A 22,777-nucleotide genomic window follows, 5' to 3' on the forward strand; every position below is an offset into this window, starting at 1 on the left:
TGAGGTGCGAGCGAAGCGAGCCTCGAAGGGTCAGACCTCGCGCAGATACTCCAGCTGCGCCTTCACCGACATCCGCGCGGCCGGCCACAACTTCTTGTCGACGTCGGAGTAGACCCGGCGCACGACCTTCATCGGCTTCGCCTCGTGCGGAGACACGCCCATGTCGTCGAGGGCGGCCACGATCTGGTCGATCCGCTCCTCGCGGTGGGCCTTGTAGAACCGGGCGACCGGGACGAGATCGGGATGGTCGGGGCCGTGCGCGGGAAGCAGTGCGGCACCGTCACCCTCGACGATCAGCCGGTTGAGGGAGTTCAGGTAGTCGCGCAGCCCGCCGTCGCTGGGGTCCAGTACGGTCGTGCCACTGCCCAGGATGGTGTCACCGGTCAGGACCGCGCGCTGGTCCTCGTGCTCGACGAGGAAGCTCACCGAGTCCCCCGTGTGTCCGGGCGTGTGCAGCACGGTGATCCGCAGACCGGCGATCTCGATGACCTCGCGGTCGCGCAGCGGTTCCGCATTGCGGCAGAACTTGTCGAGACGTGCGCGCACGGGTGCGCCGGTGCGCTTGTGGAGGCGCTTGACCCCACCGGTGTGGTCGAAATGACGGTGGGTGATGAGGGTCAGTGCGACCCCGGGCAGTTCGGCGAGGCGTCGTGCGTGGTGCTTGTACTTCGGCGGGCCGGGGTCGACGACCACACACTCGTCACTGCCCGGTGCCCGCAACACATAGGTGTTGGTGCCGTCGAGCTCCATCATCCCGGAGTTGTCGCACAACAGGACCGAGGCGAAGGGCGTGACCTCCCGCAGCACCCCGTAGGCGGGATGTGCGGGAACAGCATCGTCGGAGGCACTCATGACTCCGAGCCTATCCATTGACGGCGACCCGGGTCACACTGCTCCGCGCATCCGACCACGCTGAGTCGATCCGCGGTCAGCTCTTGCTGCGGCCCATACCCTCGAAGGGGTTCCACGACCGGTTGTCGTTCCGGACGTGCAGGTACCACGCGTAGTTCGCGGTCGTCGCGTACAGCGCACCGACACCACACGCGATGGCCAGGTCGAAGCTGCTCGGGACGTTCAAGGTCATGAGCACGAGGTTGAGCACCAGCGTCAGCGCGAACAGCGTCAGACCCTTGCGCCACATACCCTTCACGGCGAAGTAGATCGGTCCGAAGAAGAACGCGAGAGGATTGAACGTGAGCCGCGCGCGCTGTCCGAAGGACAACTGCCTCATCGCCTCCCGGGCGGGCGGGTCGGCCGGCGGCCCGTAGGCGTCGAAGAAGGCGAACCGGCTGTGCCAACTCGGCGGTACGGCCTGATCACGGATGGGTTGTTCGGAGAAGGTCATCTGTTCCTGTTCCTCGGCCCCCGACCGGGGTTCCTGTCACGTGTTGCTCGTCGGCCGCCTCGTTCACGCCGCGGCACTGCCTGCGGTCGAACTCTAGGCCATCGCCGCCGGCCGTCGCCCGCGTGCACCGTCGACGACGACGTACACCGCGGTGACGACGGCGATCGTCCCGGCGCCCAGGACGAGGGCGGCGTAACCGAACGCCCCCACCACGACTCCGGCGAGCGCACCCGCCCCGGCACCCGCGAGACTCATCGACGTGTCCGAGACACCCTGCGCAGCAGCTCGTCTCGTCGTGTCGACAGCGTCGGTCAGCAGGGTCGACGCCGCGACCGTGGACGCCGACCACCCGATGCCGAGCAACACCAACGCGACGACCAGACCGGCCTGCGAGTCGACGAAGACGAACCCAGCGACGCAACTGGCCACCAGCACCGCCTGTCCGCCGAGGATGACCGGCACCCGGCCCACCCGGTCGGCGAGAACACCCATGACCGGCGAGAGCGCGTACATCCCGGCGAGGTGGGCGCTGATCGACAGTCCGACGAGCGTCACCGACGCACCGCCGTGATGCATGTGGACGGGAGTCAGAGCCATCACCCCGACCATCACCGCGTGCGCGGAAACCACCGCGGCCAACGCCGCCCGGGCCGACGGAGACCCCACGATCGCCGAAAACCCCTCTGCCAGTGACGGCTTCGAAATCGACTCCGGGGCCCCGCGCCTGGCTTCGATCAGCGGGTCGGGCCGCAGAGCGATGACGAGTACGGCTGCGGCACAAAGGCATCCGACAGCGCCCAGCAGGAACGGCCCGGCCAGGTCGGCCATTCCGACCCATCCCGCGACCGTCGCACCCAGCGGTACCAGCGCGGGACCGACGACAGCGCCGACCATCGTCATCCACACCACCAGCGACAGGTCACGTCCCCGTGTCTCCGGCGCCGCCAGATCCGTTGCCGCGAAACGCGCCTGGAGGCTCACCGCGGTGCCGGACCCGAGGGCCATCATCCCGGCGAGCATCACCGGGAACCAACCCCGATCCACGCCGAGGGCCACGATGAGCGCGCCCGTGGCGGCGATGAGCAGACCGGTGGCGAGTGCGGGCCGTCGACCCCGCGCTGACGCCAGGGCGGCCAGCGGCAGGCCGGCCGCGGCCGCACCGAGGGTGAGCACCGTCGTCGGCAGCCCGGCCAGCGACTCCGTCCCGGACAGTTCCTCGCCGAGGATCGCGCCGAGGGCCAGCGCGCCGCCCATGGACACGCCACCCAGGACCTGGACCAGGCACAACAGGACGACGGTGCGGCACTGGATCATGGCACGCATCGGATCGAAGACGGGTTCACTCGGGGCGTTCACCCCCACAGCATCGACGTTCCGGCGCGAGACCACCAAGCCATTTCAAACCGCACGGCGCATGCGCAACGCGTTCAGGGTGCCGAGCGCACCCGCGACCAGCGGGATCCCCAGGGCAACCTGCAACGCCAAGGGCCGGACGTCGGTGTTGATCCGGAGGATCTCGGCACGGACATCCTCGGGTTGTCCGGCAAGCAGTTCGGACAGGTGGGAGTTGCTCATGACCTGCGCGTCGTCGTCGAGCACCTGTGCGACACGTTGCTGCTCGGCAGGTTCCAGCACCGCGCTCGACTCCGACTCGCGGGTGAACCCGAACGCCAGCGACGCCAGCAGGACCGCGCCGGCGCAGGCCAGGCCGAAGGAGAGTCCGAACGACCCGGCGGCGGAGTTCGTCCCGGCGGCCTCGCTCACCCGTTCCTCGCTCATCGGTCCCAGCGTGTAGTCGTTGAGTTGGGAGACGAGCAGTCCGAGTCCCGAACCGACCACGAGGAGCGGGACGATCAGTCCCCAGCCGAATTCGGCGCGCGGCACGATCGGGATCAGCACCGCGATGCCCGCGGTGAGGAGCGCGAAGCCGACGAGGACGATGGCCGATGCGGGTCGCTCGCCCGCCTTCCTACCCGCGAGCAGTGCCACCGCGAACATGCTGAGCGACAAGGGCGCCAACGACAGCCCGGCCTGCATCGCGTCGTACTCGAGCACCATCTGCAGGTAGATCGGCAACGCGATCATGATGCCGCCGAGCGCGATCTGTTGGAGCAGTTGCTGACTCACGCCGAGCCGGAACGGCTTGGGCCGGAACAGGTCCGGGTCGAGCAGAGTGGACCGGCCGGCTCGTTGCCTGCGGATCAGCCACCAGGTCAACCCCGCGAGTGCGGCGGCCCCGACCACCAGCAGTGCTCCAACGGCTTCACCACCCTCCTGCCACACCAGGATTCCGAGGACGATGCCACCCATGCCGATCACCGAGAGCAGGGCACCGACGAGGTCGACGCCGCGCGACCCCGTGAACTCGACATCACGCACGAGCCCGATGCCGCACAACACGATCGCGATGATGACGACCTCCCCGAGAAACGCGAGCCGCCAGGAGAGGTACGTCGTGATGAATCCGCCGAGCAGCGGGCCGACCGCCGCCGCGATCGCTGCGGCCGCACCGACGAGGGCGTAGACCCGCTTCTGGTCGTCGCCGGTGAAGTTCCCGTGGACGAGTGACTGCATCGCCGGCAACAGCAGGGACGCCCCGATGCCGCCGATGATCGCCCAGAAGACGATGACGGCCATGAGTCCTTGCGCGAACACCATCGCCATCGCTCCGACGGCGTAGCCGAGCAGGCCGAGGACGTAGGCACGGCGTCGTCCGATGAGATCCCCCACCTTGCCGCCGATCAGGATGAACGCCGCCGACACCAGGGCCTCGAGCGCGATCGCGGACTGCACGCCGCTGACGGTCGTCTCCAGGTCGCGGACGACGGCCGAGATCGATACGTTCATGACCGACGTGTCGACGACGAGCACGAACATGGCCATCGCAAGCAAGAGGGCGAGGACCCGTTGCTTTCCCGACAGTGGCGCGGCCGTTCCGGGAGTCGTGGCATCGGTCATTCCGCACCGCCTCGCCGGGCGGCCGTCGAAGCATCGGGTGACGCATGCGACCGACCTGATGACGAGGATAAGTCCGCGGGTCGCTCCCGGTTCGTGGTTCGGTCCTCCCGGTCCCGGATCAGTCCGTGATCAGGTCGTACCCAAGCTTCCCGACCATCACCACGACGACGGCGAGCAGGACCCACCGGACGAAGGAGCTTCCGCGCCCGATGGCCATGTGCGAGCCGATCTGGGCGCCGACGATGTTGGCCGCCGCCAGCCCGAGGCCCAAGAGCCACAGCACATTTCCCTGGAGCCCGAAGACCGTCAGCGCCCCGAGGTTGGTGCCGGTGTTGATGACCTTGGCCATCGCCGAACTCTCCAGGAACGACGTCCCGACGAGCGCGGTGAGGCTGATGATGAGGAAGGTGCCGGTACCCGGCCCCATCACCCCGTCGTAGAAAGCGATCACGACACCGGCGATCACCAGTCCGGCGATCGTGGACAGCCGCGACCGCGGGCCCGTTGAGGCGTCACCGCCGAACCCGGGGTTCAGCGCGACGAACAGGCCGACGCCGACGAGCATCACCAGCACGATAGGGGTGAAGATCTCGGTCGGCAGCGAGATGGCCACCAGCGCACCGAGAGCCGAGAACACGAGGGCGGCGGCGAACACCGGGACGAGCCGGCGCAGGTCGATGCGCACGTGCCGCACATAGCGCCAGGCGGCCGACGCGGTGCCGAAGACGGCGGCGAGTTTGTTGGTGCCGAGAGCCGTCGCCGTCGGCAGGCCGGGCTGCGCGATCAGCATCGCGGGGATCAACACCAGTCCCCCGCCGCCGACCACGGCATCGACCCAGCCGGCAGCGGCGGCCGCGACGATCAGTAGCGCGACGTCCAAGGAGACGTCAGGCCACTTCGACGATCAGTTCCACCTCGACGGGTGCACCGAGCGGCAACTCTGCGACACCGACGGCCGACCGGGCGTGGACACCCGCATCCCCGAAGATCTCACCGAGCACGTCCGATGCGCCGTTGATGACCTTCGGCTGCCCGGTGAAGCCCGGGGCGGACGCCACGAAGCCGACCACCTTGACCACGCGCACCACCGAGTCGATGCCGACCAGCGCGTGCACCGCGGCGAGCGCGTTCAGCGCGCAGATCCGTGCCGCGGCGGTGGCTTCGTCCGGACGCACGACGCCCTCGGCACCGTCGTGCACCTTGCCGTTGACAGTGAGTTCGCCGTCGACGATCGGGAGCTGCCCCGAGGTGTAGACGAGGTTGCCCGTCCGCACGGCCGGCGTGTAGCTGGCCACCGGCGGCACCACGTCGGGCAGCGCGATACCGAGCTCGGCGAGTCGATCTGTCCAGGTCGCAGCCATGTTCAGCCCTTCGGTCGCTTCAGGTAGGCGACGTGCTGCTCACCGGTCGGGCCGGGCAGCACCGACACCAGTTCCCAGCCGTCGGCACCCCACTGGTCGAGGATCTGTTTGGTTGCGTGCGTCAGCAGCGGCACCGTCACGTATTCCCACGCGGTCACTTCACTCATGGACTCACCCTAACTGCCGACGATGAATGGATAAGGTGTTGCGGTGGCCAATGAACAGGGCTCACGTTCCGGGGCGGGGGAAGGTCTCGATTCCGGCGTGACAGACAAGTCTTCAGTCACTGTCGACAACGAGTGGCCGGACGCGGCATCGCGCGCCCGGTTGCACTTCGTATCGGGCAAGGGCGGAACAGGTAAGACGACGATCGCGGCGGCGCTGGCACTCGCGCTGGCCGCCGACGGCAAGAAGGTCCTCCTCGTCGAGACCGAGGGTCGGCAGGGCATCGCGCAGCTCTTCGACATCCCGCCGCTGCCGCCGACCGACACCAGGATCGCGACCGCCGAGGGCGGCGGCGAGGTGTCGGCGCTCGCCATCGACATCGAGCACGCACTGCTCGAATACCTCGACATGTTCTACAACCTCGGCTTCGCGGGTCGGGCGATGAAGCGCATCGGCGCCATCGACTTCGTGACGACCGTCGCGCCGGGTCTGCGCGACGTGCTGCTCACCGGCAAGATCAAAGAGCGCATCATCCACACCGACAAAAAGGGCGACCGCGTGTACAATGCGGTCGTCGTCGACGCGCCGCCGACCGGCCGGATCGGCAACTTCCTCGACGTCACCCAGGCGATGGCCGACCTCGCCAAGACCGGCCCGATCCGCAATCAGAGCGAGGGCGTCGTCCGCCTGCTCCATTCGGAGGAGACCGTCGTCCACCTGGTGACGTTGCTCGAGGCGATGCCGATCCAGGAGACCATCGAGGCGATCGACGAGCTGCGCGGCAAGAACCTCAACCTCGGCAGCCTCATCATCAACCGGGTCAGCGCCCCGCACCTGCCCGCCGACGCGATCGACGAGATCGCCGAGGGCCAGATCGATGCCGCGCGCATCGAGGAGAACCTGACAGCCGCCGGGATGAAGCTCGCCGACGGCGACCTGTCCGGCCTGCTCACCGAGACGATCGAACACGCGACCCGCCTGCAGGCGCAGCAGATCGCGAAGGCCCAACTCGACGAGGTGGAGCTGCCGACACTCGAACTGCCGTCCCTCGGCGACGGCATCGACCTCGGTTCCATCTACGAGCTGGCCAACCTCCTCCAGAAAGCGGGTGCGTGATGCCACTCGACCTCAAGATGGGAGCGGTGCTCACCGACCCCGGGACACGTGTCGTCATCTGTTGTGGCGCAGGCGGCGTCGGCAAGACCACCACCGCGGCCGCCATGGCGATGTACGCGGCCGAGCAGGGGCGCACGGTCGCAGTCCTCACCATCGACCCGGCCAAACGGCTCGCCCAGTCACTCGGCATGTCCGAGCTCACCAACGAGCCGCAGCCCGTGCCGATCGAGGGCAAGGGCACGCTCGACGCGATGATGCTGGACATGCGCCGCACCTTCGACGAGATGGTGCTCGAGTACTCCACTCCGGAACGCGCCGAGGCGATCATGCAGAACGCCTTCTATCAGACCGTCGCATCCTCGTTCTCCGGCACGCAGGAGTACATGGCGATGGAGAAGCTCGGCAAGTTGCTCGAGCAGAACCACTGGGATCTCATCGTCGTCGACACCCCGCCGTCGCGGAATGCACTCGACTTCCTCGACGCCCCGCAGCGCCTCGGCTCGTTCCTGTCGGGTCGGCTGATGAAGGTGCTGGTCGGCGGCGGACGCGGCGTGGGCCGCATGGTCACCGGCGCGATGAGCCTGGCGATGCGCGGCGTCTCCACCATCATCGGCGGCGACATGCTGCGCGACGTCGCGATGTTCGTGCAATCGCTCGACTCGATGTTCGGCGGTTTCCAGGATCGGGCGCTGAAGACCTACGAACTGCTGAAGCAGCCAGGAACGCAGTTCGCGGTGGTCGCGGCGGCCGAGGCCGACGCCCTGCGTGAGGCCGCGTTCTTCGTCGACCGACTGTCGGAGGAGACGATGCCGCTCGCGGGTCTGATCCTCAACCGGACCCACCCGAACCTCACCTCGATCCACGAGGAGGCCGCGCTGGTGGCGCTGGAGTCGGTCACCGACGACCTGACTCGCGGGGTGCTGCAGATCCACGCCGATCGCGCCGCCACCGGAAAGCGCGAACTCCATCTGCTGCAACGGTTCACGGCCGCCCATCCGCGGGTCCCGATCGTCGGGGTCCCGGCGCTGCCGTTCGAGGTCGCGGACGTGACCGCCCTCCGCGCCGTGGCGGAGCAGATCACCGGACGCGGCTGAGTTCTTCTCACCACCCACGATGACAATTCGGCTCGGCCGGCATCTGCCGGTCGAGCCGAATTGCTCTGACTGAAGGGTCTGCGGTGATCAGACCGCGTCGGCGCGCTGGCGACGACGCTGCGCTTCGAAGAACGCCGACCACGAGGTGACCTCGGGGTGCTGGCGCAGGAGAGCGCGACGCTGACGTTCGGTCAGGCCACCCCACACACCGAATTCGACGCGGTTGTCGAGCGCGTCCGCACCGCATTCGAGCTGTACCGGGCAGTGCCGACAAATGGTCGCGGCCTTGCGCTGAGCTGCTCCTCTCACGAACAGATCGTCCGGGTCTCCGCCACGGCATCGTGCCCTGGCCACCCAGGCCAAGCGATCTTCTCCGGTAGAAACTGCCGCTGTCGCCATCCGCCACCCCTACTTGTCGTGTTCCGCATAGCCCCGAGCTCGGGACTCAACTCGCTGCTCAGACCACATTTACAACTCACTGTTAAGTGAGTCACATTCTGCACTCAATCTAGGGATCTGTGCATGGGTGCGCAACCCCTGGGGCGCAACAAAGTGGGACCACCGTGCAAACTCATCCGATCGGAGGGTTGCGAGATCGTGGTCCGGGCGCAGCGGCCCCCGCGGATCCCCGGGGGCGAGGCTGGGCGATGTTCCGGCCGATCGCACGTATCCTGTCGGGGTGATGTCGAAGAAGCTGTGGTCACTGGCCTGGGCGAGCCTGCTGGCCGGCATTCTCGTCGCGGGCCTTCTCTATCCGGTGGCCAGTGGGGTCGGCGTCGTCTCCAACCGGGCGGCAGCGGCAGTCGAGAACGTCTCCTCCGAACTACTGAACGGCACGTTGCCGGAGGTCACCACCATGACCGACGTCAACGGGAAGCCGATCGCGGTGCTGTTCGACCAGTACCGCTACCAGGTCGGATACAACGACATCTCGCCCGACATGATCCGCGCGATCATCTCCGTCGAGGACCGACGCTTCCTGGAGCACGACGGCGTCGACTGGAAGGGCACCATCCGCGCCGCGCTGAAGAACTCGTCGTCGGGCGAGGTCCAGCAGGGTGCGTCGACGCTCGACCAGCAGTACATCAAGAACTATCAACTGCTCGTCCTGGCCCGCACCGACGCCGATCGCCAGGCCGCGGTCGAGACGACCCCCGCGCGCAAGCTGCGCGAGGTGCGCATGGCGCTCACGCTCGAACAGACCCTCATCGACCAGGCCAAGCGCGACAAGGGCCTCGACGACGCCGCCGCCAAGCAGGAGGCGAAGAAACAGATCGTCACCCGCTATCTGAACGTCGTCCCCTTCGGCAACAACGCCTACGGCATCGAGGCGGCCGCGCAGACGTACTTCGGCATCCCGGCCAAGGATCTCCAGGTCGAGCAGGCCGCGATGCTCGCCGGCATGGTCCAGTCCAGTTCGGCGCTGAACCCCTACAGCAACGCCGAGGGCACCCTGACCCGGCGGAACCTCGTGCTGGACACGATGATCGACAACTTCCCCGAGCGACGCGCCGAGCTGGTGGCGGCCAAGGAGAAGCCGCTCGGCGTGTTGCCGCGTCCGCGGACGCCGACCCAGGGCTGCATCGCCGCCGACAGCGAGGGCTTCTTCTGCGACTACGCGCTGCAGTTCCTCGCCGAGAACGGCATGTCGCGCAATTCCGTGTTGCGCGGCGGCTACATCATCCAGACCACCCTCGACCCCGACGTCCAGCGCGCGACGGATCGAGCGGTGAAGGCCCAGGCCTCCCCCACCGCCGACGGCGTCGCCGACGTCATGAGCACCATCCGTCCCGGCGCCAAGTCCCACGACGTGCTGTCGATGGCATCGAGCCGCCGCTACGGTCTGAACCTCGCCGCCGGCGAGACGATGCAACCGCAGCCGTTCTCCACCGTCGGTGACGGCGCGGGCTCGGTGTTCAAGATCTTCACCGTCGCCGCGGCCATGGAGAAGGGACTCGGTGCGGGCTCGAGCATCCCGGTCCCCGGCTTCGTCGCCGTGGAGGGCATGGGTAACAGCGCCGGAGCCAACGGGTGTCCGGCGAACTCCTACTGCGTCAAGAACGACGGCCGCTACCCGGCGTCGCTGTCGGTGTCCGATGCGCTCGCCCAGTCGCCGAACACCGCCTTCGTCAAACTGCTGCAGCAGGTCGGCGTGAAGCCGGCGGTCGACATGGCCGTCCGCCTCGGACTCCGTTCGTACACGGTGCCCGGCTCGTCGGGTTACGGCGAGAAGAGCATGGCTCAGTACGTCAAGGACGGGAACTTCGGCTCGTTCACGCTCGGACCGCTCCCGCTCAACGGACTCGAACTCGCGAACGTCGCCGCGACCCTCGCTTCCGGCGGGGTCTGGTGCCCGCCCAACCCGATCAAGGCGATCAGCCGCGTCAAGCGCGACCAGTACGGCAACCCGGTGATCGGCCCCGACGGGCAACGCGCCCTCACCTCGGTCCCGTTCAACGCGCCGGGCTGCGAACAGGTCGTCGACAAGGGTCTTGCCGACACGCTTGCCAACGCACTGAGCAAGGACGACAAGGGCGGCGGCACCGCGGCCGGCGCGGCAGGTTCCGCCGGGTGGACACTCCCGATGTCGGGCAAGACCGGTACCACCGAGGCTCACCGCAGCTCCGCGTTCATCGGTTTCACCAACCAGATCGCCGGCGCCGCCTACGTCTACAGCGACGGCCCGAACCCGCAGGGCGTCTGCAGCAGCCCGCTCCGGTCCTGCTACGACGGCGACCTGTACGGCGGTATGGAACCCGCGCGCACCTGGTTCCAGGCGATGAAACCGGTGGCCACGAAGTTCGGTCCGGTTCGACTGCCCCCGGTGGACCGCGAATACTGGCGCGGCAGCGATCGCGGTCGGATTCCGCAGGTCAGCGGCCTGACCGCCAGTGAGGCCACGTCGCGGCTCCAGCGGGACGGTTTCAAGGTCAACGAGCTCGAGGTCGACAGCGGCCGCCCGAAGGGCACCGTCGTCTTCACCGCGCCGTCGGACTCGGCGATGCCCGGCAGTACGGTGACGATCTACGTGAGCAACGGTCGCCGCGCCGGCGGGGACAGCGGCAACGGTCCCACCGAGACCACCGTCGTGGTTCCGGGCGTCGGACCCGTCGTCATCCAGCTGCCCGGCTGAGTCACCGGCCAGAGCACCTCTGCTCTCGACGGTGGGTCGCCCGTGCGGCCCACCGAAGGGGGTGGGCATGGGCTCGGAGGTGCGTATTCTGAACAGATGCAGCACTCCGAACTCGACTTCCGCTCACGCCTCGGTTCGTCCGGTTCCGGGGTCGGTTCGCGCGCACTCATCGGTGCCGCGGGGCTGGCCGCCGCCGGCCTCGTCTACTCGACCGTCATCGAGCGCAACGCCTTCGCCCTGCGCCACACGACGCTGTCGGTCCTCGAACCCGGCGCCTCTCCCCTGCGGGTCCTGCACATCAGCGACCTGCACATGATGCCCAACCAGCGGCTCAAGCAGGCGTGGATCTCCGAGCTCGAGGCCCTCGAACCCGACCTCGTGGTGAACACCGGCGACAACCTCGCGCACCCGCAGGCAGTGCCCGCGGTGATCCAGTCCCTCGGTGGCCTCCTGTCGCGGCCGGGCCTGTTCGTCTTCGGGTCCAACGACTACTTCGGCCCCAAGCCGAAGAACCCGTTGAAGTACTTCAAGAAGGACCATCAGCGAACGCACGGTGAACCGCTCCCCTGGCAGGACCTCCGGGCGGCGTTCACCGAACGCGGCTGGCTGGACGCCACGCACACCGTGCGGGAGCTCGAGGTCAGCGGCGTCCGCGTGGTCGCATCCGGCGTCGACGATCCGCACATCGAGCGGGATCGCTACGAGACCATCGCCGGGCGCCCCAACCCGCTCGCGCATCTGCGCCTGGGCCTCACCCATTCGCCCGAGCCGCGGGTCCTCGATCGCTTCGCCGCCGACGGCTACGACCTCGTGATGGCCGGCCACACCCACGGCGGGCAGCTGTGCCTGCCGTTCTTCGGCGCGCTCGTCACCAACTGCCACATCGACCGCTCCCGGGTGAAGGGGCCGTCGAACTGGGGCTCGTCGATGAAGCTGCACGTCAGTGCCGGACTGGGCACCTCCCCGTACGCACCCGCACGCTTCTGCTGCCGTCCGGAGGCCAGCCTGCTGACCCTCACCCCGGTCTCACACGGCGACGCCGACTACGACGCCGACCAGTCGCTGCCGCAGCTGGCCCGCGAGACCCTGTGACGGGCAACCGAACACGTCGGGAGCACACCGGCTCGTGAACTCCCTCGGGGTGAAGGTCCTGGCGTTCGACACCTTCGGGACGGTCACCGACTGGTTCACCGGCATCTCCGGTGCCGTCGCACGCACCGTGCCCGATGTCGACGCCGCCGCCTTCGCCCGCGAGTGGCGCAGTCGCTACTCACCGATCCTCGCGCGCGTCGAGACCGGAGAGCTCCCCTGGCGCCGTCTGGACGATCTGCAGACCGAGACCCTCCACGAGATCGCGGCGGTCTTCGACGTGGCTCTGGACGCCGATCAGAGCCGTGCGCTCGTACGTGCGTGGCGTGCCATCCCCGGTTGGCCCGACGCCGCGGACGGGATTCGACGACTCAAGCGGGACTTCATCGTGTGCGCGCTCAGCAACGGCACCGTGGCGCTGCTGACCGACATGGCCCGGCACAACGACTTCGCGTGGGATGTCATCGGCGGCTCCGACCTGTGGCGGCACTACAAGCCCGCACGTGAGACCTACTGCGGCCTGGCCGAACTCCTCGAGGTCGAGCCGAACGAGGTGATGATGGTCGCGACGCACCAGGCCGACCTCGACGCCGCACGCTCCTTCGGCCTGCGCACCGCGTTCGTCGAGCGCCCGGACGAGTGGGGTGGCGAACCCAAGGACGATTCCGGGTCACCCGACAACGACTTCCACGCGACGGATCTGCTGGACCTCGCCCGGCAGCTGGGTTGCCGGTCGGCCACCGAATGACCCTCGACGACCTGCGGCGCTGGGAGGACTCCGGGGCCGGATGGCGGGTCGTCCACCGCGGCGCGGAGAGCGTGACGGTGAGCCTGTTGCGCTGCGACGGCGGTGAAGAGGTCGACCGATTCGTCACCGCCGACCCGGCGATCCTCGCCCATATCGCGGGGCGCACGTCCTCCGAGCAGGACGCCTGAAAGACCCGGAAACGAGGAAACCCCGGCCGCATCTCTGCGGACCGGGGTCTCACTGCTGTGTCTCAACCAACACATCTTGTTGACCGGTCGAACCCGGCCTTCTGTCGGGGTGGCGGGATTCGAACCCACGACCTCTTCGTCCCGAACGAAGCGCGCTACCAAGCTGCGCCACACCCCGTGTGTAGCCTGCGATAGCTTATACCGGACCCCCGCCGAGTACTAAATCGCCTGGTCAAAGATGTGCCCGAAGTGAGCGAAACGCTGTGGGATGCGGGTCGGACGTCCCATTCTTGGTTAAGGTCCACCCGCAACAACGCCACCGCGCCGTCGTTCAGGATCACTGGGCGCCGGTGTTCACCAACACGAAAGGACGCCATCATGAGCGCCTCCCCCGATCAGCAGGCGAACTCGTCCGCCAAGCAGGGCTTCGCCTTCGGGATCTCGATCGTCGCCGCCGCGCTGCTGTTCGTCGCCGGCCTGGTCTCGGTCTTCCAGGGCATCTCGGCGATCGCCAACGACGAGCTGTTCGTCGTGGGCCGCAACTATGTCTTCGAGTTCGACCTCACCGCGTGGGGCTGGATCCACCTGATTCTCGGCATCGCCGGCATCCTCATCGCCGGTGGTCTCGCGGTCGGCGCCGACTGGGCGCGCATCGCGGCCATCGTGATCGCCTCGCTGTCGATCATCGCCCAGTTCCTGTGGCTGCCCTACTACCCGGCGTGGGCCATCCTGATCATCGTCCTCGACCTCATCGTCATCTGGGCGGTGTCCACCTGGAACCCGAACAACGCCTACAACCTGTAATCTCCCCGCTCCACCAGCGTCGATGCCGGCCGACGAGGCCTGCAGGGTGCCCACGACCCATCCGCGACCCGCCGTGGTCCGAACCCTTCTCGACAGCCCATTGGGGCTCGACGGAGATGATCGGGCCACGAAAGGAAACACCATGCGCGTCACACGCACCCTCGCAGCCCTCGTGGCCGGCATCGTCGTCGGACTCGGTTTCGTCATCGGAACCGGTTCGGCACAGGCCGCGCCGCTCGCCCCGGTGGAGAAGGTCGACGTCGACCGCTACCTCGGCAAATGGTGGCAGCTCGCCACCGTGCCGTCGTTCTGGGGAGTGACCTGCGCCAAGGACACCAGCGCCTTCTACACCCGGATCGACGAGAAGACCATCGGCGTCGACAACCAGTGCACCGGACCCACCGGCACGAAGGGCGGCGTCCTCGGGCGCGCCACCGTCGTCGACGCGAAGTCGAACGCCCAGCTCAGTGTGCGGTTCCCGCAGACACCGGCGAGCATCAACCCCAACGGGGCACCGAACTACATCATCGCCCACATCGAGGACGGCGAGAACCCGGACGGCCCCTACAAGTACTCGATCGTCGGCGATCCGAGTCGCGCATCGGGATTCCTACTCTCCCGCGACAAGGTCGTCTCCGACAGCGAACTGCGTCGCCTGACCAAGGAGATCGAGAAGGTCGGTTTCAACCCGTGCACGTTCCTCGTCTCACCGACGACCGGTGGACGCAGCGACTACTCGCCGCTGTGCACCCTGTGACGGTCCGACCTGCGGCCGCGATGCGGCGCTGAACGAAACACGATTTCGGCGCAAGCACCCAAAGTGCTTGCGCCGAAATCGTTTAGCTGGCTTCTGCGTCGGTTGCCGCTGCAGCGCGCCGGAATTCGTCGGGGGTGAGCCCGTACTTGGCGCGGAAGCGGTTGCGCATCGTCGCCGTCGAGGCGAAGCCCGAAGCATGGGCCACCGCTTCGAGTTTCAGGTTTCCCGGCCCCGTCAACAGGCGCCGAGCCCACTCGAGACGGCGGTCGGCGATCATCTCGGCCAGCGACGTCGGACTACCGGCGAGAACACGGTAGAGGTGCCGGCGACTCACGTGAAGGTGCCGTGCCACGACCTCGACACTGAAATCGGGGTCGCGGAAATTACGCTCGATGAGGTCGGTGACCGCGGCGCGTAGATACCGCTCACTGGTACGCAAGTCGGACACTCCGCCACGAGAAACCTGTTCGCTGTGCGAAACACGTTCCGGCGCAATGCTCATCACTTGCCCGTCACCACCATTGGGACCTGCGCCCACCTGATTCCTTTCACGAGAGTCTCCTCCGACCCACATCAGAGGTTACCGACGGGTCGGCCCCCGGTCATGGGCCTTTGGTCCCAAATCGATCGGTCTTCGTCACGGGATTGTGCTGCGGGACGCGGACTTTCCCTATCCACTTCACTCAGGGAGTGGGTCATACGTCCACATCCGCTGCGACGTAGGGTGGACTCCGTGAGCACCCAGGACCCGGCCGCGCGCCGGAGCACCCTGCGCGCAGCGGCCCTTCGGATCGCCGACGACGTCCTGTTCCCCGCCGCCGCTCAGGTCGACCGGACCGGAGTCGTACCCCCATCCCATTGGCTGGCACTCGCCGACGCCGGCCTCTACGGGATCGCCGCGCCGGTCGAGGCCGGCGGACCCGGGCTCGAGTTCGGTGAGGTCACCGAGATCTTGGAGGTTCTGGTCAGCGGTTGCCTGTCGACCGCGTTCACCTGGCTCCAGCACCACGGTGTCGTCATCTCCCTGTCACGAACCCCGAACGGATCGTTACGAGACGAGCTACTCGAGCCGACCGTCGCCGGCCGACTACGTGCGGGGGTCGCCTACGCCGGAGTCGTCCCGACCCCGCCCCGGATGACCGCCACCCGCACCGACGACGGCTGGGTCTTCACCGGGCATGCGCCATTCGTCAGCGGCTGGGGAACCGTCGACCTCCTGCAGATCTCCGCCCGCGATACAGAGACCGACGACGTCATCGCCGCGATCCTCCCCACCGCCGAGCTGCCCACCGCCGTTCGGACATCCCCGGTCGAGCTGACCGCCGCGGCGGCGACGTCGACCGTGTCACTGCAGGTCGACGGCCTCCCGGTTCCCGACGCCCGGGTCGTCAGTCGCGTCTCGATCGACGAGTTTTTCGCGAACCAGAACGTGGGCGTCCGCCTCAACGGCACGCTGCCGTTCGGACTCGTCCGGCGCTGCACGGCACTCCTCGACGTCGCGGGACGGGCGCCCGCCGCACGACGTCTCCGTGAGCGCGCCGACGAGGCACGGATGGCCCTCGACTCGGCGATGGACGACGCCACGGCGTTGTTGGCCGCTCGCGCCGACGCCGCCCGGCTCGCTCTCGAGGCGGTCGCCGCCCTCGTCGCAGCACGCGGCGGCGAGGCACTGCTGCACGGCAGCGACGCGGAGCGACTGTTTCGGGAGGCCTCGTTCATCCTCGTCGCGGCGAGTCGGCCCGAGCTGAAGGACCTCCTCGTACGACGGTTCGCGGGCGAACCCGACTCTCGCTAGACCTCGCCCGCGGTGGTGGCGGCCGACTTCGGCGCCTCCGCCGCGCGGGACGCGTAATCACGCAGGAAGAGAGCCTCGGCGAGCGCGATCCGCTCGATCTCCGTCGGGTCGACGCTCTCGTTCGGCGCATGGATCAGACACTGCGGTTCCTCGACACCGAACAGCATGATCTCGGCGTCCGGAAACGTGCTCTGCAGGACGTTGCAGAGCGGGATCGACCCACCCTGCCCCTGGATCAGCACCTCGCTCCCGTAGGCGGCCGCCAGCGCGTCGGTCAGCGCTTCGTAGGCGGGCCCCGAGGTGGAACCGACGAACGGCGAACCCACCGCCTCGCGTTCGAAAGACACCCGCGCATTCCACGGGGTGACCGCGGTGAGGTGTTCGATGAGCGCGTCCTGGGCGTAGGTCGGGTCCATTCCCGGCGGCACACGCAGGTTGATGCGCGCCCGGGCCCGCGGCTGGACGGCTGCGGACGATCCGACCACCGGTGGGCAGTCGATGCCGAGCACCGTCGCCGCCGGCCGCGCCCACACCATGTCCGACACCGACCCGGACCCCACGAGTTCGACGCCGTCGAGAACCGTTGCATCCGAACGGAACTGCTCGGGAGGATAGGACACGCCGGGCCACTCGGCGTCGGCATCGAGACCGGTGATGGTGGTGTTTCCGTGTTCGTCACGCAGTGTGGCCAGCATCGCGATGAGGGCGGCCAGCGCGTCGGGCGCAGCTCCCCCGAACATTCCGGAATGCATTGCCGATTCCAGGGTCTCGACCGAGACGTCGATGTTGGCGATGCCACGCAGCGTCGTGGTGAGGCTCGGTTTGCCGACGGCGAAGTTACCGGAATCGGCGATCAGGATGGCGTCGGCGCGCAGGAGGTCGGGGTTCTCGACCGCGAAGTGCTCGAGTCCACCGGTCCCCTGCTCCTCCGAGCCCTCGCCGATGATCTTCACGGTGACGCCGAGGTCGCCGGCGAGCGCACGCAGCGCGGTGAGATGTACGGCGATGTTGCCCTTGCAGTCCGCGGCTCCGCGGCCGTACCAGCGGCCGTCGCGCTCGGTCAGCTCCCAGACCGGGGAATCCCATTCGTCGTCACCCAGCGGCGGCTGCACGTCGTGGTGGAAATACAACAGAACCGTCGGCGCGCCTTCCGGACCGGGGATCTGCCCGGTGACGGCCTTGGATCCGTCACTGGTCACGTGTGCGGCGACATCGTCGACGCCCAGCTCACGGAATGTCGTGATCAGCCAGTCGACCATGCCGTCGCATTCCTCCGGCGGGAACTGCTGCGGGTCGTGGACGGACCGGAACCGAACCATCTCCGCCAGATCTGATTTCGCGCGAGGCATCAACTCCCGCACCCGATCCCGCAATGTCGCATCGTCCATGCACACGTCTCCCTGTCGGCTTCGACTGTCGGTTCGCCCTGCGGCCTGTGTACCACAGCCGGGACCGGGTCAACCCTTTCCCTTCGCCTTCTCTTCCGCTGCGGCGAGGTCGTACACACTCAGCTCACCACGGTTGATCGCCGCCGTCATCTGGACATGGTCGGCGTCGTTGAGATCGGCGTAGGAGATCGAGAAGTCCGCCATCGCGTCGGCGAAACCCGTTGTCTCGGAGAGATACCTCGCGATGTCGAACCGTGTCGACGTGCGGGCGTGGGCCTGACCGAGAGCCATCCCACACAGGCGCGCATAGAGTTTCATCCCATCGGGTCGGAGCGCTTCGACGACGACCGACCCCTTGCCGTCGCGGAGCTGACGCACGTAGAAGTCGCGGCGATCCCCGTTCTCGTCGAGTCCCGTCGACCAGCCGAGGAAGAGGTCGCTGGCCGCCTGCAACAGCCGCTGCCCCTCGACGACGCGTTGTCCCTGGTTGTCGAAGCCCGACGCGTTGTCGAAACCCGACGACGACACGTGGTCGGCGAGGACCGACCGCTGCGCTTCCTTGACCTGGAGGAACAGCGGGTCCTCCAGGCTTCTGCCCATCATCAGCACGATCCACGCGCGGGTCCCGACACTGCCGACACCGACGACCTTGAACGCGATGTCGACGAGGGAGAACTGCGCGAGCAGGGTCTGCACGTGCAACGGCAGTGTCGCCCGGTAATTGTCGACCCGCTCCCGGATCCGCTCCTCGACCACGGCGGCATCTTCGTCGGTGAAACGTTCAGTCAGCGGAACGAGCAGGGGTGGGTCACTACGGATGTGCGCGTTGCCCTCCGGGTCGATCTCGCAGAGTTTGGCCAGGGCCTGCGCGCTGTTCCGGTGCCGGGCCTTGCGCAACGCCTTTTGCGTCCGTGCGGTCATCGAGGTGTCCAGGCGATCGCCCAGATCCGCGAGCATGGACTCGACATCGATTCCGGCGTACCAGCACTCGAGCGTCGTCATCGAGACACTGCGTCTGATGTTCCGGCGGTAGGCCTTCGCCACCGTCTTGGCGATCTTGCGGTTGGTCTTGTCGTCGAACCCGTTGTTGCGACCCGCGATCGCGAAACTCGCGGCCAGTCGTTTCACGTCCCATTCGAAGGGCCCGATGTGGGTCTCGTCGAAGTCGTTGAGGTCGAACACCATTCGACGCTCCGGGCTGAAGAACAGGCCGAGGTTGCTGAGGTGGGCGTCCCCGCACAGCTGGGTGATGATGCCGGTGTCGGGGGTCCGGGACAGATCATCGGCCATGACCGCGGCGGCGCCGCGATAGAAGGTGAACGGTGTTTCCGCCATCCGCGCATGCCGGACGGGGATGAGTTCGGGCACGCGGTTGCGCGCCTGCGCGGCGAGTAACGCCAACGGGTCGGCACGTTCGCCGCGTGTCGGACAGGCGGCCAGATCGGCGGGCGTGGTGGGCACCGGGACTCCTCCCTGTGGAGCGTGGCCCGGGCGCCCGTCGGAGCCCGGAGGTGGCCTCCCGGCGCTACTGGTACGAGACGAACCAGGGTGTCGGCGCGACCGCCATGGTCGTCGCCGGCGAGAACGTCGGCTTGTCCTCCGTGTAGAAATTCTTCCAGCCCATCCACACTCCCGCGGGCAGATCGTCGAGCAATCTGCGCCAGGTCTCCATCTTCACCGGCGGTGTCCCGTGCCCGTCGGCGTGCAGGACCACCTGCAGTTCGGGTCGATCGGTTCTGATGTTCTTCCGCTGGGCGAGCATGCAGGCGTCGAACTGGTGGAGCACGAACAACTTCTGCGGCAGTCCCCGATCGCGTACCAGCCCCGCGAGCCATTCCGACGTGCGGTTCACCTCGTCGGCCTCGACGGACCCGATCTGCGTGAGGTGCACCTGGTCCGGCTTGAGGCGCCACTCCGGGTCGAGCGCCAGCCCGACGTGCGGGAGGGCGAGGAGGTCCGCATACCGCCGGGCCTGCTCGAGGAAGTCCATGCGTCCGGGCTGGAGGTCGAGGGTCACGTAGACCCCGGCGCGTCCGGCCGCCTCGACCCACGGCCGCAGCACGGCCGGGTCGAGCATGTTCGTGTACCGGGAACCCTCGCCCGGTTCCGACGACGCGACGGACGCGATGATCTCGAATGCCGGGATCATCGGCTCGGCGCTGACCCGCTGATAGTCGGCCGCCAGGCGCCGGACGCGGTCGATCGACGCCTCGACGCCCTGCCGGCCCAGCGGACCCAGCGCCGGCGCGTCGGGTGAACCGTAGAGCGCGACCATCCGACGACCCGGGAACACGATCTGTCCGCCGCCGGGGAGCTCCGGCGTCCGACGCGCCTGATCGACACGTGTCGCGAACACCGCGTCGTCGCCGAAGCCGGGACCGACCGCGCGGATCGCGGTCGTCGGTGACGCGCCACTCACGGCCGCGACGGCGTCGCCATCGGCCCTGGGATCGGGCACGGGTACCTCGACGACGCGCCCCGCGGAACGGGCGGTCAGCGTCGCGTCCATCGCGGTACCGCGGGCAACCATCACGATCGGCTCGTCCGTGCTCGGGCGCAGGTTGCCGCGCAGGTCCTCGAGGTCCACCGTGGACCGGTGGTCGTCGAACCCCTCGATCTCGCCGACGCGGACCACCCGCTGTACTCCGAGGCGCCGCAACTCCTCGTCGACGCTTCGCGCGGTCTCCGGGCGCACGGTGAGCACGGGCACGTGGTTCTCGCCGGCGGCCGCCGCGACGCGCTCCCGGGTCCCGGGTTCGTCGAGCGCACCCGGCCCGAGGAGGATTGCCTCATCGGATCGGGAGTAGAACTCGCGGCTGACGAGCACCGAATCCGGCTCCGCGCCGGCCAGCACGGCGGCACCCGGCCGCGGGTCGGCGAGCGCCACGACCCCGTCGGTGTCCGCCTGCCCCGCCGATGCGCTGATGAAGAGCCCGACCATCACGCAGACGATCGCCGCCCCGATCATCCGGATCGTCACCAGTGCATTCCTCCCGTCTCGGCTCCGCTCGACCAGGGGTCGCCACGGGTCTCGGCCGACGTTGGCGCAGACGGTCGCCCAACGTATCAGCGGTCGCCCGTCCCCACGACCCCCGTCGCGCATCGAGATCCGGCCTGCACCGTCGTGACCCGCACCGACAGACGCCCTTGTGACCTGGTTCACGAGCGGTGTCGCACCGCGTTGTAGCGTGTGTGCCGTGGACTATTGGGGTGTGATGGTCGGGTTGGGACTCCTCGCGTCGGCGTTCGGTGCGGCTGCATTCGTGCGCTACCGCGAACGGGAGTCCGCAACCCTGCAACGACAGACAGCACTGGCGCGCGAACTGCGCGATCTCGCAGGCGATGACGAGGTCCGACTCGCAGCGGTGGACGAGTTCTCTCTCACCATCTATCAGCGCCTCTTCTACGCATCGGTGGTGGCGCCGTGGATTCGCTCCGCGGCCTGGGCACTGCTGGGCGCGGTCCTCGCCGCTGCCGGGGCAATCGCGGTCGGGCCGCTCGACGGCGTGTACGCCACCGTCGTGCACATCGTCACGATCGCGGCCTCGGCGATCTTCCTCCTGGCCGCGCTCGTCTTCGCCGGCATCGCGCTGTACCACTCGGCGTCGACCCCGCGTGTTTCCTTCCGCGACTCCTACGCCGACGACGATCCGGGCACGATCACGACCGACGCCGATGTGGCCGACAAGAAGGTCGGCGAGCCCGCCGTCGACTGACGCCGCGTCGACCACGCAGACAAACCGAACACAACGAACCCCGCCGGTTGGTACCGACGGGGTTCGTTGCTGTGAGAGGCCCCGATCGAGGGCTCATCCGGTTGGTCAGGCGGACTGCGCCTGCCACATCCAATGCAGCTGTTCCAGCTTCGACGCGAACGAGATGAGCAGGTCCTGCGTCACCGGGTCGGCTTCCTCGGTGACCGAGATGCGCTCGCGGAGACCGTCGATCACTGCCTTGAGGTTCTCCACGATGGCATCGACGACCTCGGTGTCCTTGGTCCAGCCTTCGCCGAAACCCTTGGTGTTCGCGGTCTTGGCCACGGTCTCGGCACGGCCGTCCGGGCTGACGCCGATGGCGGTCGCGCGCTCGGCGGCGGCGTCGGTGAACTCACGCGCCACGGTGACGAGCTCGTCGAGGTCGAGATGCACCGAGCGGAACTGCTTGCCCACGACGTTCCAGTGGGCCTGCTTGGCGATCAGGGTCAGGTCGAGCATGTCGACGAGGGTGTCCTGCAGGGCCTTGCCGGCCACGGACTGCTGCTCGTCGGTGAGAGTGCTGGTGATGGGGGTGGTCATGATCAAGAATGTCCTTCCTTGTCATATCTGGGAGTGCTATCGGGGTGCCGGCTCGGGCTGAGTTCGACGCCCCGTCGGAGAGAACGACTGGTTCGGGCGGCCGGTGTCAGACGGTGACAGTGACCTTCTGCTCGATGTTGCCGCGGGTGGCCTTGGAGTACGGGCAGAACTCGTGCGCCTTGTTCGCCAGCTCCTGGGCCTTCGCCTCGTCGACACCGGGAATGGAGACGTCGATCGCCACGGTCAATCCGAAGCCGCCGTCGGCGGGGTCCTTGCCGATGCCGACGGTCACGTTCACGGTCGAGTCGTCGGGCACCGGGCTACCGGCTGCCTTCGACGTGGCTCGTAGAGCTCCGAGGAAGCACGCCGCGTAGCCGGCCGAGAAGAGTTCCTCCGGATTGGAGCCGTCGCCGCTGCCGCCCATCTCCTTCGGCGGTCGGAGGTCGAGGTCGATCTGGCCCGAGGCCGAGACCACCTCACCGTCGCGTCCGCCGCCGGATGCCTTGGACGAAATGGTGTAGACGGGTTCGATTGCCATCGG

Annotated in this window: 24 protein-coding genes and 1 tRNA gene; 10 read left to right on the forward strand and 15 right to left on the reverse strand. The window is 68.0% G+C overall.

The features are described from left to right. Positions 1-30 precede the first annotated feature (30 nt). The 7 genes from OK17_RS15545 to OK17_RS15575 all read right to left on the reverse strand — a co-directional run bounded on the left by OK17_RS15545 (position 31) and on the right by OK17_RS15575 (position 5,831). Positions 31-852: an MBL fold metallo-hydrolase gene (locus OK17_RS15545; protein WP_461417984.1), complete on the reverse strand. Its 822-nt coding sequence runs from the start codon at positions 850-852 to the stop codon at positions 31-33. Between the two features lie 76 nt (positions 853-928). After that, the gene (locus OK17_RS15550) at positions 929-1,345 is read right to left on the reverse strand and encodes a DUF2628 domain-containing protein (RefSeq protein ID WP_232715649.1); all 417 of its coding nucleotides are present in this window, start codon (positions 1,343-1,345) and stop codon (positions 929-931) included. Positions 1,346-1,438: 93 nt separating this feature from the next. Continuing rightward, on the reverse strand, positions 1,439-2,668 hold the full coding sequence (locus OK17_RS15555; RefSeq protein WP_232715695.1) for an MFS transporter: 1,230 nt from the start codon (positions 2,666-2,668) through the stop codon (positions 1,439-1,441). Between the two features lie 75 nt (positions 2,669-2,743). Continuing rightward, positions 2,744-4,303, reverse strand: coding sequence for an MFS transporter (locus OK17_RS15560; RefSeq protein ID WP_461417986.1), 1,560 nt, complete (start codon positions 4,301-4,303; stop codon positions 2,744-2,746). Positions 4,304-4,421: 118 nt separating this feature from the next. Beyond that, positions 4,422-5,183, reverse strand: coding sequence for a TSUP family transporter (locus OK17_RS15565; protein ID WP_232715651.1), 762 nt, complete (start codon positions 5,181-5,183; stop codon positions 4,422-4,424). Between the two features lie 7 nt (positions 5,184-5,190). Beyond that, entirely contained in the window at positions 5,191-5,664 is a 474-nt protein-coding gene (locus OK17_RS15570; protein WP_232715652.1) for a RidA family protein, read from the reverse strand. A 2-nt stretch (positions 5,665-5,666) separates the two neighbouring features. Continuing rightward, positions 5,667-5,831: a DUF4177 domain-containing protein gene (locus OK17_RS15575; protein WP_004022081.1), complete on the reverse strand. Its 165-nt coding sequence runs from the start codon at positions 5,829-5,831 to the stop codon at positions 5,667-5,669. A gap of 43 nt (positions 5,832-5,874) precedes the next feature. On the opposite strand from OK17_RS15575, the gene OK17_RS15580 reads away from it, so the two are divergent. Continuing rightward, a complete protein-coding gene (locus OK17_RS15580; protein ID WP_232715653.1) occupies positions 5,875-6,945 on the forward strand; it encodes an ArsA family ATPase in 1,071 nt (356 codons plus the stop codon). Further along, entirely contained in the window at positions 6,945-8,039 is a 1,095-nt protein-coding gene (locus tag OK17_RS15585) for an ArsA family ATPase (protein WP_232715654.1), read from the forward strand. The genes OK17_RS15580 and OK17_RS15585 overlap by 1 nt, the downstream gene beginning before the upstream one ends. 87 nt (positions 8,040-8,126) lie before the next feature. Here the strand turns inward: OK17_RS15585 and OK17_RS15590 are convergent, their stop codons facing one another. Beyond that, positions 8,127-8,438, reverse strand: coding sequence for a WhiB family transcriptional regulator (locus tag OK17_RS15590; protein ID WP_024499565.1), 312 nt, complete (start codon positions 8,436-8,438; stop codon positions 8,127-8,129). Between the two features lie 283 nt (positions 8,439-8,721). Between OK17_RS15590 and OK17_RS15595 the strand changes: the two genes are divergently transcribed. From OK17_RS15595 to OK17_RS15610, 4 genes are all read left to right on the forward strand, one after another. Continuing rightward, the gene (locus OK17_RS15595; protein WP_461418009.1) at positions 8,722-11,172 is read left to right on the forward strand and encodes a penicillin-binding protein; all 2,451 of its coding nucleotides are present in this window, start codon (positions 8,722-8,724) and stop codon (positions 11,170-11,172) included. Positions 11,173-11,268: 96 nt separating this feature from the next. After that, entirely contained in the window at positions 11,269-12,264 is a 996-nt protein-coding gene (locus OK17_RS15600; protein ID WP_232715656.1) for a metallophosphoesterase, read from the forward strand. A gap of 34 nt (positions 12,265-12,298) precedes the next feature. Further along, a complete protein-coding gene (locus OK17_RS15605; protein ID WP_232715657.1) occupies positions 12,299-13,009 on the forward strand; it encodes a haloacid dehalogenase type II in 711 nt (236 codons plus the stop codon). Then, positions 13,006-13,197, forward strand: coding sequence for a hypothetical protein (locus OK17_RS15610; protein WP_232715658.1), 192 nt, complete (start codon positions 13,006-13,008; stop codon positions 13,195-13,197). The genes OK17_RS15605 and OK17_RS15610 overlap by 4 nt, the downstream gene beginning before the upstream one ends. Before the next feature lie 104 nt (positions 13,198-13,301). Here the strand turns inward: OK17_RS15610 and OK17_RS15615 are convergent. Beyond that, positions 13,302-13,375 (reverse strand) — tRNA-Pro (locus OK17_RS15615). Between the two features lie 200 nt (positions 13,376-13,575). Here OK17_RS15615 and OK17_RS15620 point away from each other — a divergent pair. Both OK17_RS15620 and OK17_RS15625 read left to right on the forward strand, forming a co-directional pair. Continuing rightward, the gene (locus tag OK17_RS15620; RefSeq protein ID WP_006866583.1) at positions 13,576-14,001 is read left to right on the forward strand and encodes a DUF7144 family membrane protein; all 426 of its coding nucleotides are present in this window, start codon (positions 13,576-13,578) and stop codon (positions 13,999-14,001) included. A gap of 142 nt (positions 14,002-14,143) precedes the next feature. Further along, positions 14,144-14,758, forward strand: coding sequence for a lipocalin family protein (locus OK17_RS15625; RefSeq protein WP_232715659.1), 615 nt, complete (start codon positions 14,144-14,146; stop codon positions 14,756-14,758). Positions 14,759-14,840: 82 nt separating this feature from the next. Here OK17_RS15625 and OK17_RS15630 read toward each other — a convergent pair whose 3' ends face one another. Further along, the gene (locus OK17_RS15630) at positions 14,841-15,296 is read right to left on the reverse strand and encodes a helix-turn-helix domain-containing protein (protein WP_154882019.1); all 456 of its coding nucleotides are present in this window, start codon (positions 15,294-15,296) and stop codon (positions 14,841-14,843) included. Between the two features lie 195 nt (positions 15,297-15,491). Between OK17_RS15630 and OK17_RS15635 the strand changes: the two genes are divergently transcribed. After that, on the forward strand, positions 15,492-16,553 hold the full coding sequence (locus OK17_RS15635; protein WP_461417988.1) for an acyl-CoA dehydrogenase family protein: 1,062 nt from the start codon (positions 15,492-15,494) through the stop codon (positions 16,551-16,553). Here OK17_RS15635 and OK17_RS15640 read toward each other — a convergent pair. From OK17_RS15640 to OK17_RS15650, 3 genes are all read right to left on the reverse strand, one after another. Further along, a complete protein-coding gene (locus OK17_RS15640) occupies positions 16,550-17,941 on the reverse strand; it encodes a M20/M25/M40 family metallo-hydrolase (RefSeq protein WP_461417989.1) in 1,392 nt (463 codons plus the stop codon). The two genes, OK17_RS15635 and OK17_RS15640, sit on opposite strands and share 4 nt — an antisense overlap. A gap of 69 nt (positions 17,942-18,010) precedes the next feature. Continuing rightward, positions 18,011-19,402 carry a DUF2252 domain-containing protein gene (locus tag OK17_RS15645; RefSeq protein ID WP_232715662.1) on the reverse strand — a complete coding sequence of 464 codons (1,392 nt, stop codon included), beginning with the start codon at positions 19,400-19,402 and terminating at the stop codon, positions 18,011-18,013. A gap of 64 nt (positions 19,403-19,466) precedes the next feature. After that, complete coding sequence (locus OK17_RS15650; protein WP_461417991.1) at positions 19,467-20,921, reverse strand: hypothetical protein; 1,455 nt, start codon at positions 20,919-20,921, stop codon at positions 19,467-19,469. 208 nt (positions 20,922-21,129) lie between these two features. Here OK17_RS15650 and OK17_RS15655 point away from each other — a divergent pair, with 208 nt between their 5' ends. Continuing rightward, the gene (locus OK17_RS15655) at positions 21,130-21,657 is read left to right on the forward strand and encodes a hypothetical protein (RefSeq protein ID WP_006866576.1); all 528 of its coding nucleotides are present in this window, start codon (positions 21,130-21,132) and stop codon (positions 21,655-21,657) included. A 105-nt stretch (positions 21,658-21,762) separates the two neighbouring features. Here OK17_RS15655 and OK17_RS15660 read toward each other — a convergent pair whose 3' ends face one another. Together OK17_RS15660 and OK17_RS15665 are read right to left on the reverse strand one after the other, a co-directional pair. Beyond that, positions 21,763-22,236 carry a Dps family protein gene (locus OK17_RS15660; RefSeq protein WP_232715664.1) on the reverse strand — a complete coding sequence of 158 codons (474 nt, stop codon included), beginning with the start codon at positions 22,234-22,236 and terminating at the stop codon, positions 21,763-21,765. Positions 22,237-22,342: 106 nt separating this feature from the next. After that, the gene (locus tag OK17_RS15665; protein WP_005194509.1) at positions 22,343-22,774 is read right to left on the reverse strand and encodes an organic hydroperoxide resistance protein; all 432 of its coding nucleotides are present in this window, start codon (positions 22,772-22,774) and stop codon (positions 22,343-22,345) included. Between the last annotated feature and the right edge of the window lie 3 nt (positions 22,775-22,777).

Source organism: Gordonia sp. GN26 (assembly GCF_054823965.1).